Here is a 12,586-nt window from a genome sequence, read left to right as displayed (position 1 = left end):
ATGTAGGACCGGGCGAGGGAGAGGTCAACGGGGCGTCAGGGGCCGAGGTGTTGACCGGCCACGGCGCGCGCGCCGTGGCCGGTGGCCTCCGTCAGCGGCTCAGCACGCGCCTCCGTCCGTCCAGACCGCCCAGGAGCCCGGAGCGCCCGGCTCCGCACCGGTGGAGTACCACTGCGAGGTGTAGGTGTGGCCGTTGTACGCGACCCGGTCGCCCGGGGCGTACGGGGTGGTGGCGCTCCAGGCCGGCAGGTCGCCGCAGCCCTCGGGCGGGTTGCCGTCGCCGTTGACGGTCCAGGTGAAGGCGGCGGTGCCGGTGGCCCCGGCGGTGTTCTTCGCGGTGACGGTCACCGATGAGGTGCCCTCGGTGGTCGGGGTTCCGGTGATGCGGCCGGTCGAGGCGTCGACCGCCAGTCCGGCGGGCAGGCCGGTCGCGCTGTAGGTGAGCGTCGAGCCGTCCGGGTCGCTCGCCCGGATCTGGAGCGAGACGGCGGTGCCCACGGCGGTGGTCTGGTCGCCGGGGTTGGTCACCGAGGGCGAGCCGGGCTGGCTGTCGCAGGTGCCGGGGACCGGGTCGGCGCCGGTGACGCTGACTGCCGCCCAGGCGGCGTCCACGGTGTTGTACTCGGTGCAGTGGGCGCCGTAGAGGTCGGCCGCCGCCTTCAGCGAGTCGATGCGCGCCTGGTGGTAGTTCTCCCGGCTGTTGGCGTACGTGGCCAGCGCCTTGAACCAGATCTTGCCGGCCTTGTCGTTGCCGATGCCGGTGACCGTGGAGTTGTCGCAGGTCGGGCTGTTCCCGTAGCCGTGGTTGCCGCTGCCGACGGCGGCCAGGAAGAACCAGTGGTTGAGCGGGCCCATCGAGTAGTGCGGGTCCAGGCTGCCGTTGTTGCTGTTCCAGCAGTCGGGCGAGGAGCCGTCCAGCGAGGGCTGGTTCATCCAGCGCAGCGGCCGGTTGTCGCCGCTGATGTTGATCAGCTCGCCCATGGTGTAGTCGGGCTGGTCCACGGGGTTGTTCGCGTAGAACTCCACCAGCGTGCCGAAGATGTCGCTGGTGCCCTCGTTCATGCCGCCGGTCTCGCCGGTCTCGTCCCAGCCGGTGAGCGCGCCGCTCACGCCGTGGGCCATCTCGTGCCCGGCGACGTCGAGTTCGACCAGCGGGCGCTGATTGCCCTGGCCGTCGCCGTACGTCATCTGGCTGCCGTCCCAGAAGGCGTTCACGTACGCGTTGCCGTAGTGGGTCCGCGAGGGCACGCCCCGGCCGTCCCCGAAGATGCCGTTGCGGCCGTGGGCCGTCTTGAAGTAGTCGTACGTCTTCGCCGCCCCGTAGTGCGCGTCGACGCCGGCCGACGCCGGGTCGCCGGGGGAGCCGTTGCCGAAGGTGCCGGTGGAGCTCGTGAAGAGGGACCCCGTGCCGCTGGTGGCGTGGTTGAGGTTGGTCGTGTAGCCGTTGCCGTGCGAGGGGTCCTGGAGGCTGTAGCCGCTGCCGGACCGGGTGGCGTCCAGCGACACCTGGCCGCTGTAGATCGAACGGCCGGTGACCGCGGTGGCGGCGGCGGACGGCGCGGGCGCGGCCGTGCGAGCCGCGGCGGCGGTACGGGCCCGGGCGGACGGCCCCGCCGGGGCGAAGGTGCTCACCTCGTCCCGGGTGCGCACGACCTCGCCGGAGTGGGCGTCCAGCAGGACGTGCAGCCGGCTCGGCGTCTGGTCCGGGCGGACGCCGCTCACCACGGTCTCCCAGACCAGGGTGGAGCCGTCGCCGTCCAGCTGCACCGCGAGGTGCGGCGTCGAGACCGCGTCGGCCGAGCCCCGGAACGCCTTCTCCGAGAGCTTCGCGGCGCGCGACGCGGTCAGCCCGGGATCGGTGGACAGGGCGGGCGCGGCCTCGGCGGCGCTGGTCAGCGACTCGTAGCCGCCGTCGCTCTTCAGGTGGACGACGACATCGCCGCCGTAGGCCGGCAGGCCCTTGTACGTCCGGTCGAAGCGCACGGACGCGGAGCCGTCGCGGTCGACGACCAGGTTCCGGACCGTGAAGGCGTCGGAGGCGCCGCGGTGCGCGGCCCGCCCGTGGGCCGACAGGGCCTTCCTCGCGTCGGCCTCGACATCGCGCCGGACGGCGGCCGTCGGGTTCGTCGTGTACGGGGCGGGGGCGAAGGCGTGGGGCCCGGCGGCGGGGGCGGGGGCGGGCGGCGCCGGGGCGGCCGACGCGGCGGGGAGGGCGATGGCGGAGGCGCACGCACAGGCCAGAGTGGCCGTCAGAAGCCTCGTGGCTCTTCGTATGTACATAGGAACGGGGGTGTCCTTTCACCTCGTACAGGCGGAATCCGGCCACCGTCCCGTGGGGTGGTGGGGGCGGTGCCGACGCACGAGTGTGGGGAGCCGCCCGGCGGGTCTGCCAGGCACCGGGCGAATGCCGAGGGGTTTCCCTATGCGGGGGTTCCGGAGCCCTGTCGCCGCGATTGGACTGGACCAAATATGGGCAGCGTTCGGCGAAACCCTCATCACTGGACCCCTCCACTGGACCCAAGGAGTCTCATGTTCGGGAAGCGCAGTGTGATAGGTGGCGCGGCCGTCGCCATGGCCGTGGCCGGCGCGATGCTGACGACGGCCCCCTCCGCCCAGGCGGCGCCCACCAACTGCACGGTCTCCTACGGGGGCGGTGCCGGCAGCACGATGTCCAGCCTGTGCACGGGCGGCACCGGCCACCACCGCGTCCACGCGGTGCTCAACGCCCTGGACCCGCGCCTTCCGCAGCGGATCGTCCTCGGCGACTGGGCCCCGGTCGGTCAGGCGTCCGTCGCCACCAATCCGTGGGGCGCGGGCTACATCCAGTCCGTCTGGACGGAGACCGTCGACTGGTGACCGTACGCACGACCGGGGGGCGGCCGCACACCGGCGGCCGCCCCCCGGGGTGTTCCTAGCGGCGGGAGAGGCCGCGGTCGACGGCCGTGATCAGCTCGCCGTCCTCCGTGTCACCGTCCAGCGACCAGAACATCGCGCCGCCGAGCCGGTGGTCGCGGATGTACGCGGTCTTGGTGCGCAGCACCTGGGGGTCGTCGTACGTCCACAGCGTGGTGCCGTCGAACAGCCACGCGCTGCCGTCGCGGACGTTGCGGTGCACCTGGTACGTACCGGATTCGGCCAGCTTCTTCAGGGCCTTGTAGTCCTCGTAACCGGCCGCCCAGGTCGCCGGAGCGGGGCCCGCCGCGGGCTGACCCAGGCCGTCGCCGCCGCCGGTCACGCCCGTCCAGCCCTGGCCGTAGAAGGGCATGCCCATCACCAGCTTGCGCGCCGGTGCGCCCCGCTTCAGCCAGTCCCGCACGGTCCGGTCGACGCTGTAGTCGCCCTTCGCGTACAGCGCGGACTGCTGGGCGGTCGTCGCCTCGCCGGAGACGTGGAAGTCGTACCCCTGGAGGTTCACGAAGTCGAAGTCCCGCATGATGCGCGGTACGTCGAAGCCCGCATCGATCTTCTCGGGGGCCGCCGGGACGAACGCCGAGAGCTCGTAGTGCTTGGGCTTCGCGCCGTGGTGCCGGCCCTTCCGGTCCTTGGCGGCCTTCTTCGCGTACGCGTCGAGCTGGGTGCGGAACTCGTGGACCAGGGCGGTGAAGTTCCGCTTGTCCTCCGGGCGGTACACCGTGTCGGTGTCACCGGCTGATCCCGGCCATTCCCAGTCGATGTCGACGCCGTCGAAGAGCCCGGCCGCCGCGCCCTCGCCGCCACGCGTCCCGTCCACCGGCAGGTTGCCCTTGATGTACAGGTCGATGCAGGAGGCGACGAGCGCCTTGCGCGACGCGGCGGTGCGGGCCGCGTCGGAGAAGTGCGTGGACCAGCTCCAGCCGCCGAGCGAGATCATCACCTTGAGGCCGGGATGCTTCGCCTTGAGCTCCCGCAGCTGGTTGAAGTTGCCCGCCAGCTTCTGGTCGTCCGTGTCGGCGACTCCGTCCACGGAGCCGGCCGCGTCGAGCGGACGCACGTAGTCCGCCCAGGCGTCGGCCTCGCCGGGCACATTGCCCGTGAAGCACGTGCCGTCCGCGCTCACGTTGCCGAACGAGTAGTTGATGTGGGTGAGTTTGGCCGCCGTGCCGCTGGTCTCCAGGTCCTTGACCTGGAAGTCGCGCCCGTAGACGCCCCATTGGGTGAAGTAGCCGACGCGCTTGTAGTCGGGGGCGGAGCCGTGGTGGCCGCTGCCGCCGCCGTGGTGTCCGTGGCTCCCGCCGTGCCCGGACGAGGCGTTGGCGGCGGGGGAGAAGGAGGCCGCGAGCGTGATGGCGCAGGCGGCGATGGCGAGTGAAGACGAGGTTCTTCGACGCATGAGGCCAGAAGTTATTGGTCTGGACCAAACGCGGTCAAGGGTTTGGCAAAGGCGGTTCCAAGGGGTTCCGGACCGCGCGTCGCGGACTATGCGCAGGCCCGCTCAATGTCATCACTTCGAGTGAAACTGTGGCCTGCGCTTGCGATTCGGAACCCACGGTTGCGACGCTGTCGCAGTCCGTCAACCTCTTGGGGAGTGGCCTGTGGCTTTCGGTGAGCAGCCCGCCTATCTGCGCGTGGCGAGCGATCTGAGAGAGAAGATCGTCAACGGTTTGCTGCCGCCGCATACGCGCCTGCCGTCTCAGGCGCGCATCCGCGAGGAGTACGGGGTCTCGGACACCGTCGCGCTGGAGGCGCGCAAGGTCCTCATGGCGGAGGGCCTGGTCGAGGGCCGCTCCGGCTCCGGCACGTACGTGCGCGAGCGGCCGGTGCCCCGCATGGTCGAGCGCTCCGGCTTCCGGCCCGAGGCGGGCGCGGGCCCGTTCCGCCAGGAGCAGGCGGCGGACGGGGTGCGCGGGACCTGGGAGTCGCGCAGCGAGCAGGAGGACGCGAGCGCCGAGATCGCCGCCCGGCTCGGGATCGAACCGGGCGACCGCGTGATGCGCACGCACTACGTGTTCCGGGAGGCGGGTGAGCCGGTGATGCTCTCCACCTCCTGGGAGCCCCTGGCGATCACCGGGCGCACGCCGGTCATGCTGCCGGAGGAGGGCCCGCTGGGCGGCTGCGGGGTGGTCGAGCGGATGGCCGCGATCGACGTGGTCGTGGACAACGTGGCCGAGCAGGTGGGCGCGCGCCCGGGGCTTGCGGAGGAGCTCCTGGCGCTGGGCGGGGTTCCCGGCCATGTGGTGATGGTGGTCGAGCGGACCTTCTACGCCTCGGGGCGGCCCGTCGAGACCGCCGACGTGGTGGTGCCGGCCGACCGCTACCGGGTGGGCTACCGGCTCCCCGTGAGGTGACCTGCGGCGGACCGGGTTCCTCCCGATTGTCATGTCCCGCTCTCACCGCAACGCCCCGGGGGCGCATTCGCGAGAATGCGCCCCCGGGGCGTTGGTCCGTTCCTGGCCGGATCGGTACCTCTTTGTGTAAAGACGTATCCGTTGAGTGAAGGTCAGGCGTAGGCTCAGGCATATGCGTACCGGGGTTTCCTGGAGTTCCTTAGAAGCGTGCACATCGTTCAGGGGAGGGGCGCGATGCTCGGGAGAAACACGATGAGTGACAGCGGTGCCGTGCTTCCCTGGCTGGTGATACGGCAGGACGACAACGGCAACCGCTACCGCGTGGGCAGGTACGCCACGCAGGGCGAGGCCCAGCGTGCGGCCGACAAGTTGCAGGACCGGGGACACAAGCAGCTGTACTGGGTGGAGCGGGTCGGGCAGGCGGCCCAGTCGTAACGGGGGGCGCACCGCGCCCACGCGACCCGCGACCCGGTGAGGCGTGAGGCGGAGTGGTGCGGGTGCTGATCGACACGGTGGCGTGGGTGCGGATCGAGGGAGGCCGCATCCTGTGCGCGCGCCCGCGCGGGAAGGACGTCTTCTACATCCCGGGCGGCAAGCGGGAGGGCGCCGAGAGCGACCTCGACACGCTCGTGCGCGAGATCGAGGAGGAGCTGACGGTCCGCATCGACGCGGAGTCCGTCGCGCACGTGGGGACGTACGAGGCCGGCGGGCCCGGCCTCCCGGACGGCGCGGTGGTCCGGATGGCCTGTTACACCGCCGGGTTCAGCGGTGAGCTGAGGGCCAGCAGCGAGATCGAGGACGTGGCGTGGTTCTCGTACGCCGACCGCGACCGGGTGCCGCCCGTCGATCAGCTGCTCTTCGACGACCTCAGGGCGTCGGGCGACCTGGCCTGAGGCGCCGACGTCCTGAGGTGTCCCGGCGTGGCGCGCGGATCATGGTGCGGCGCGCGGCACCGGGGGTGTGCGCCCCCGCTTCCCGGGCACCCGTACGTGCGCGCCGCCGTACACCCGTACGCCCCGCGTGTCGAGCCCAGCGGTATTTGCTCCGTGTTATCGGGTATGTGGTGTTTGGCCCCCGCGTACAGGACGTCACCGTTGCCGGCTCTGGGAGTGATCGGCGTGACCGATACCGAAGGCGATCACGCCGAGTGGAGCTTTCCGGCTGTTCCCGGTGCCGTGCGCACCGCCCGGCATGCCGTCCAGGACACCCTGCGCGGCTGGGGGCTCGACGCCGCCGTCGGTGACGAAGCGATGCTGCTGGTCAGCGAGCTGGTCACCAACTCCATGCGCTACACCCCCGGTCCCATCGGGGTGCGGCTGCGGCGCCCGGGGCCGGGCGGGGACCGCTCCGCCGCCCGGCCCGGTCTCCTCGTGGAAGTCTCCGATCCCCTCCCCGATCCACCCACCGAACGTACGGCGGGACCCGACGACGAGTCCGGGCGGGGACTGCAGCTCGTGGCCTGTGCGGCCCGGCGCTGGGGCACCCGGCGGGGAAAGAGCGGCAAGACGGTGTGGTTCGAGCTGGCTCTGCCTGGTTAGGAGTGAGGTGGGACGCACAGCGATCACCGGAGGTCGGGGCCGAACCTGGCTGAAAGGGACTGAGACCGTGCTGTGATCGTGAACGCCGTGCCGGACGGGGCCGTAGTGCTGAATACTGCGGGCATGACCGGTCCGGTGTGTGAGCTGGAGGGGACGGTCGCGTGAGCGAAATACCTGGGACAGCGGGCGACGTCGTGTGGCAGAGCAGTCCGCCCGGCTCGATCTACGACTACATCAGAGTCGCCTCCTTCTCGATCGGGCCCGACGGGCTGATCGAGCAGTGGAGCCGCCGGGCCGCCGGTCTCTTCGGCGTGGCCGCCCACGAGGCCGTGGGCAAGGACCCGGTCGAGGCGTTCCTGCCCGGCGAGGTCCGCCGCGAGGGCCACCGCCGGGTCGGCGAGGTGCTCGACGGCAAGGAGTGGACGGGTCTCGTCCCGTTCCGGATGCCCGGCGAGGGCGGGGCGCACGGACTGGCCGAGATCTATGTGATGCCCAGCGAGACGGCCACCGGCGAACGGGCGGCGGTCTGCATCGTCGTGGACGTCCGCGCGCTGCGCCGCATCGAGACGGACCTCGCCGCCTCGCAGGCGATTTTCGGCCAATCTCCCTTCGGTTTCGTCCTGTTCGGCACCGATCTCACCGTCGTCCGGGCCAACGAGCGCTTCGCCACCGTCTTCGGCGGCCGGGCCGACGACCACCGGGGCCGCACCGTCGGCGACTACCTCTCCGGCGCCGAGGCCGACCGGCTGACCGCCACGCTCGAACGGGTCCTGGACACGGGCAACTCCGTCACCGACCTCCAGCTGGTCGGCATGGCCCCCGGTGACACCGAGCGCCGCCACTGGTCGATGAACCTCTACCGAGTGCACAGCGGATCGGGCCGCCCCATCGGCATCGCCGGACTCGCCACCGACGTGACCCGGCGTCACACCGCCGCCCGCGAGGCCGCCAATGCCCGCCGCAACCTCGCCCTGCTCAACGAGGCCGGCGCCCGCATCGGCAACTCCCTGGATCTGGAGACCACCGCCCGCGAACTCCTCGACGTCGCCGTCCCGGTCTTCTGCGACCTGGCCTCCGTCGACCTCTACCAGGCCCTGCTCACCGGGGACGAGACGGCGCCCGGCGGCTGGAGCCCGCTCGGCCGGGAGGCGGTCGGCGGCTCGGCCAACCTGCGCCGCGTCGCCTTCGCCAGCGCCGTGTCCGACGCCCTGCCCCACCCCGCCCCCGGCGCCTCCGACTCCGGACCGCCGGGCGGTGGAGCCGCGCCCCCCGCCCTCGGCTCCGTCCACCGCTACCCCTTCGGCTCCCCGTGCGCCGTGGCCCTGCGCACCGGCCGCGTGGAGGAGGTGCCGGGCGACGACCGGGGCTTCGTGCAGTCCACGCTGGCCGTGCCGATGGTCGCCCACGACACCGTCGTGGGGCTCGTCCGCTTCTCCCGTACGAAGGGCAGCGAGCCGTTCGACGCCCGGGACCGGGCCCTCGCGACCGAGCTGGCCGCCCGCGCCGCCGTCTGCATCGACAACGCCCGCCTCTACCGCCGCGAGCACGAACGCGCCCTGATCCTCCAGCGCAGCCTGCTGCCCCCCGGCGACCCGGAGGCCGCCGGGCTCGACATCGCCTGCCGCTACCTGCCGGGCAACACCGCCAACGAGGTCGGCGGCGACTGGTTCGACGTGATCGAGCTGCCCGGACACCGCACCGCCCTCGTCGTCGGCGACGTGATGGGGCGCGGCCTGCGCGCCGCCGTGGCCATGGGTGAACTGCGCACCGCCGTGCGCACGCTGGCCCTGCTCGACCTGGAACCCGCCGAGGTGCTGTCCGCGCTGGACGAGGTCGCCCGGGGCCTCGGCACCCCCGGTGCCGCGTCCGCGTCCGGCGGCGGGGGCGCCCAGTGGCCCGCCCGGGCCGCGCACAAGTCCCGCGAGGCCGACCTCTCCGAGGTGTACCTGGCGACCTGCGTCTACGCGGTCTACGACCCGGTCACCCGGCGCTGCACCTTCGCCAACGCGGGCCATCTCCCGCCCGTCGTGGTCGAGCCGGGCGAGGCCGCGCAGCTCCTCGACGTACCGCCCGGGATGCCGCTGGGCGTCGGCGGCGAACCGTTCGAGGAGGTCGAGGTGGAGCTGAAGGAGGGCGCGCTCCTCGCCCTCTACACCGACGGCCTGGTCGAGTCCCGCGACCACCCGCTGGACGAGGGCCTGGCCGCCCTCCGCAAGGCGCTGGTCGAACCGGCCCAGCCGCTGGAGGACGTCTGCGACCGGGTCCTCGGCTCGCTGCACACCCGGCACGGCGAGGACGACATCGCGCTCCTGATGGCCCGTATCCAGGGCCTGCCCACCGAGGCCGTCGGCGACTGGCGGCTGCCCCGCGAGCCCCGCTCGGTCGGCCGCGCCCGCGAACTCGCCCGGGGCCAGCTGACCAGCTGGGGCCTCGATGACCTGGTCGACACCACGGAACTCCTGGTCAGCGAGCTGGTCACCAACGCCCTGCGCTACGGCGAGGGCGAGATCCGGCTCCGCCTGCTGCGCGACCGCACCCTGGTCTGCGAGGTGTGGGACGCCGGTCTCGTCCAGCCGAGGCGCCGGCGCGCCCGGGACACGGACGAGGGCGGCCGGGGCCTCCAGCTGGTGGGGCTCCTCAGCGCGGCCTGGGGGGCGAGGCGGACGCCGCGCGGCAAGACCGTCTGGTTCGAACTGCCGCTGCCCGACGGGCGGCCGGCCGCCGAACGCTCGGTGGAGGAGCTGCTCAGCATGTTCTGAGCAGTGGTCGGGACCCGGCTCACTTCGTCGTCTTCAGCGCCGCGAGGCGGGCCTCCACCTCGGCGCTGTCGCCCAGCGCGTCCAGCTCCTCGAACTGCGCGTCCAGCGAGGAGGCCGCCAGCTCCTGCTTGCCCAGGGCCCGTGCCTCCTCGCGCCGCACCTTGTCCTCGAACCGGCTCAGCTCGCTCGTCGGGTCCAGGACGTCGATGCTCTTCACCGCGTCCATCATCCGGTTCTGCGCCTGCGCCGACTTGGCGCGCGCCACCAGTTCGTCCCGTTTGGCCTTCAGCTCGGAGAGCTTCGCCTTCATCTGGTCCAGCCCCGCCTTGAGCTTGCCGACCACCTCGGTCTGCGCCGCGATGGTCGGCTCGGCGGTCCTGGCCTCCTTCTCCGACTGGAGCTGCCGGCCCAGCGCGACCTTCGCCAGGTTGTCGAATTTGTCCGCCTCGGGGCCCGAGCCGCCCGCCCGCAGCTCGTCGGCCTTGCGGCTCGCGGCGAGCGCCTTGCCGCCCCACTCCCGCGCCGCCTCGACGTCCTCCACGTGGTCCTGCTCCATCAGGCGGAGGTTGCCGATGGTGGCGGCCACCGCCTGCTCGGCCTCCGCGATGTTGGCGGTGTAGTCGCGGATCAGCTGGTCCAGCATCTTCTGCGGGTCCTCCGCCTGGTCGAGCAGCGCGTTGATGTTGGCCTTCGCCAGCTGGGTGACACGGCCGAGAATGGTCTGCTTGCTCATGGGGGGCCTCTCTCGTCGGGTGGTGCTGCTCGTGGGGTTACGTGTGCGGGGGTACGGGACGCACGGGGCGCTCCCCGCGTCAGAAGCGCCCTCCGCCGCCGCGGCGGCCCCGCGTCCCGCCGCCGCCGAAGCTGCCGGGCCCGCCGCCGAAGCCCCCGCCGCCTCCGCCGAAGCCGCCGCCGCCGAAGCCGCCGCCGCCGAAGCCGCCCCGGCCGCCGCCGCCCATCAGGCCGCCGAGGAGGATGCCGCCCAGCACCGCACCGCCCATGCCCCCGCCTCCCCCGCCCGCCATGCCACCGGGGCCGCCGCGCCCGCCGTAGCCGTACCCGCGTACGTCCTGTTCGGCCAGGCCGCGCGCCTCGCCGGCCAGCGCGTCCGCGCGGTTCGCCTCGGCCAGGGCGGCCTGCGGGTCGCCGGTCCCGGCCAGCGCGGCGGCCCGCTCCAGCCGGCGCTGGGCCTCGGCGAGCCGGGTCCGGGCGGTGCTGCCGACCGCGCCCCGGTGCGTCGTGACGAAGTCCGCGGCGGCCGCCACCGACGAGCGCGCGGTGAGCAGCGCCCCGTCGAGCAGCGAGCGCGCCCGGGTGTCGCCCTGCTCCCGCTCGCGGGCCCCGGCCAGTGCCTCGTCCAGCGCCCGGTCCGCCTCCTCCACCCGGCGCAGCGCGTCGATCGGGTCGTAGCGGCCGCCCCGCTCCCCGGCCACATCGGCGGCCACCGCCCGGGCGCGGGCGATCCGGCCGCGCAGGTCGGCGGTGGACGTGCCCTGCGCCGTACCGTCGAGCAGCCCGCCCGCGTCGGCGAGGTCGGTGTCCAGCTCCGTCAGCGCGGCGGTCAGCCGGTCCGCCGCCTCGTCCAGCTCCCGGGCGCGCCGCTCCACGCCGTCCACGAGGGTGCCCGCCTGGTCGAGCGCGCCCTCGGCGGCCCGGACGTACACGGCCGCCGCCGCGTGGTCGGCGCCGTCCACCGCCTGCCGGGCCCGGCCGAGGGAGGAGGTGGCGAAGTCGAGCCGGTCCCCGGCCTCGTCGGCGTCCTCGGCGACGGAGGCCGACGCCTGGTCCGCGTACCGCTCGCGCATCGAGGCGAGCGCGGACCGGGCGGCCGGGACGCGGCCGGTCAGCTCGCGGAGCGCGGTCTCCGCGGCGGCCAGGGCCTGCGGTGCCTCGCGCTCCAGCTCGCGCAGCCGGTCGAAGTCCTCGGCGACCGCGTCGAGGCGGCCGTCGGCGTCCGCGCAGCGGCTGATGATCTCGTCCAGCATCCGCCGGCGGGTCGCCTCGTCCTCCGGGAACGCGTCGTCCAGCTGCTGGCGCAGCCGGAACGCGGTGGTCAGCTCGCCCTTGGCGTACGCCACCGCCTCGGCGAACGGCGCGGCGGCCTCCTCCCCGAACTGGGCGGTGGCGAAGCCCAGCTCCTCCTCGCTCGTGCGGACCGCGTCGTCGGTGGCGACGAGCGTCTGCTCGGCCTGCGCGTCGAGCTCCGGCAGCGGGGTGGGCGGGGGCACACCGCCGCCCCAGCCGGTCGTGCCGGGCGTCGTACGGGTGGTGGCGCGCCTCTTTCGCCGCAGGAAGGCGTACGCGGCGACGGCCGCCACCGCGCAGAGCAGGACGATCGGAAGCAGCAGGTCGCCGGTGCTGGTGCCGCCCGAGCCGGAGCCCGGGTCGGCGGCGCCGGGGGTGATCGCCGGGACGGGCACGGGCTCGCCGGACAGGACCGCGGCATAGCCGTCGGCGGCGCCGATCGCGGCGCCCGCCCAGTCGTTCTCCTTGAGCGCCGGCTCGATCGCGGTGTTCGCGACGTCCCGGAGCTGCGCGTCGGTGAGCGGGGCGTCCTGGTCGACGGAGTAGGCGTACTGCCGGGCGTGGGTGGCGACGGCCAGCAGGACGTCGTCGCGGCCGAGGCCGTTGCGGTCGGCGGTCCGGTCGGCCCAGTCCTGCGGGGAGCGCCCGGAGAAGTCGCGTACGTACACCACGAAGAGCTGGAGGCGGTGCTCGGCGTAGAGCCGGTCGAGGGCGGTGACCACCTGGGGGCGGCGGTCGCCGAGGGCGCCCGCCTTGTCGGTGATCTGCCCGTCGCGGGACAGCGTGACCGGGTCGTCGGCGCGGGCGGCCGGTACGGGGGCCAGGGCCAGCCAGCACACCGTCAGGAGCACGGCGAGCAGGGCCCGGCCCGGTATGAGGTTCCGGCTTCGGCTCACGGGCGGCGTCACGTTTGTGAGGCTATGTCCACCCCTCGGTGGCCGCGACACGAGGCATCCGTGCGGGGTGGGGCGCGGTGGCCGGTGGAGAACGACAGGCTGCC

The 12,586-nt window shown here is 73.4% G+C and carries 10 protein-coding genes; 6 read left to right on the top strand and 4 right to left on the bottom strand.

Translation table 11 applies throughout. The features are described 5' to 3' along the window. Nucleotides 1-99: 99 nt before the first annotated feature. On the bottom strand, nt 100-2,280 hold the full coding sequence (locus tag ACFUJY_RS07870) for a M4 family metallopeptidase (RefSeq protein WP_383296047.1): 2,181 nt from the start codon (nt 2,278-2,280) through the stop codon (nt 100-102). A 249-nt stretch (nt 2,281-2,529) separates the two neighbouring features. Here ACFUJY_RS07870 and ACFUJY_RS07865 point away from each other — a divergent pair, with 249 nt between their 5' ends. Beyond that, the gene (locus ACFUJY_RS07865) at nt 2,530-2,856 is read left to right on the top strand and encodes a hypothetical protein (RefSeq protein WP_383296045.1); all 327 of its coding nucleotides are present in this window, start codon (nt 2,530-2,532) and stop codon (nt 2,854-2,856) included. Nucleotides 2,857-2,911: 55 nt separating this feature from the next. On the opposite strand, the gene ACFUJY_RS07860 is transcribed toward ACFUJY_RS07865, so the two are convergent. Further along, the gene (locus ACFUJY_RS07860) at nt 2,912-4,309 is read right to left on the bottom strand and encodes a glycoside hydrolase family 18 protein (protein WP_383296042.1); all 1,398 of its coding nucleotides are present in this window, start codon (nt 4,307-4,309) and stop codon (nt 2,912-2,914) included. A 202-nt stretch (nt 4,310-4,511) separates the two neighbouring features. On the opposite strand from ACFUJY_RS07860, the gene ACFUJY_RS07855 reads away from it, so the two are divergent. The 5 genes from ACFUJY_RS07855 to ACFUJY_RS07835 all read left to right on the top strand — a co-directional run bounded on the left by ACFUJY_RS07855 (nt 4,512) and on the right by ACFUJY_RS07835 (nt 9,561). Next, nucleotides 4,512-5,264, top strand: a complete 753-nt coding sequence (locus tag ACFUJY_RS07855) for a GntR family transcriptional regulator (protein WP_383296039.1) — start codon at nt 4,512-4,514, stop codon at nt 5,262-5,264. Nucleotides 5,265-5,498: 234 nt separating this feature from the next. Next, complete coding sequence (locus tag ACFUJY_RS07850; protein ID WP_164403001.1) at nt 5,499-5,699, top strand: SPOR domain-containing protein; 201 nt, start codon at nt 5,499-5,501, stop codon at nt 5,697-5,699. A gap of 56 nt (nt 5,700-5,755) precedes the next feature. Further along, entirely contained in the window at nt 5,756-6,157 is a 402-nt protein-coding gene (locus ACFUJY_RS07845; RefSeq protein WP_383296035.1) for an NUDIX domain-containing protein, read from the top strand. A 216-nt stretch (nt 6,158-6,373) separates the two neighbouring features. Then, complete coding sequence (locus ACFUJY_RS07840) at nt 6,374-6,802, top strand: ATP-binding protein (protein WP_383296492.1); 429 nt, start codon at nt 6,374-6,376, stop codon at nt 6,800-6,802. Between the two features lie 194 nt (nt 6,803-6,996). After that, nucleotides 6,997-9,561: a SpoIIE family protein phosphatase gene (locus ACFUJY_RS07835; RefSeq protein WP_383296489.1), complete on the top strand. Its 2,565-nt coding sequence runs from the start codon at nt 6,997-6,999 to the stop codon at nt 9,559-9,561. Nucleotides 9,562-9,580: 19 nt separating this feature from the next. On the opposite strand, the gene ACFUJY_RS07830 is transcribed toward ACFUJY_RS07835, so the two are convergent. Both ACFUJY_RS07830 and ACFUJY_RS07825 read right to left on the bottom strand, forming a co-directional pair. Then, the gene (locus ACFUJY_RS07830; protein ID WP_383296032.1) at nt 9,581-10,294 is read right to left on the bottom strand and encodes a PspA/IM30 family protein; all 714 of its coding nucleotides are present in this window, start codon (nt 10,292-10,294) and stop codon (nt 9,581-9,583) included. Nucleotides 10,295-10,373: 79 nt separating this feature from the next. Further along, on the bottom strand, nt 10,374-12,482 hold the full coding sequence (locus ACFUJY_RS07825) for a TPM domain-containing protein (protein WP_383296487.1): 2,109 nt from the start codon (nt 12,480-12,482) through the stop codon (nt 10,374-10,376). Nucleotides 12,483-12,586 lie beyond the last annotated feature (104 nt).

This window comes from Streptomyces sp. NPDC057249 (assembly GCF_042669245.1).
GTDB lineage: Bacteria > Actinomycetota > Actinomycetes > Streptomycetales > Streptomycetaceae > Streptomyces.
Note: the sequence above shows the minus strand (reverse complement) of the source record. Positions and strands in the feature narration are given on the sequence as shown.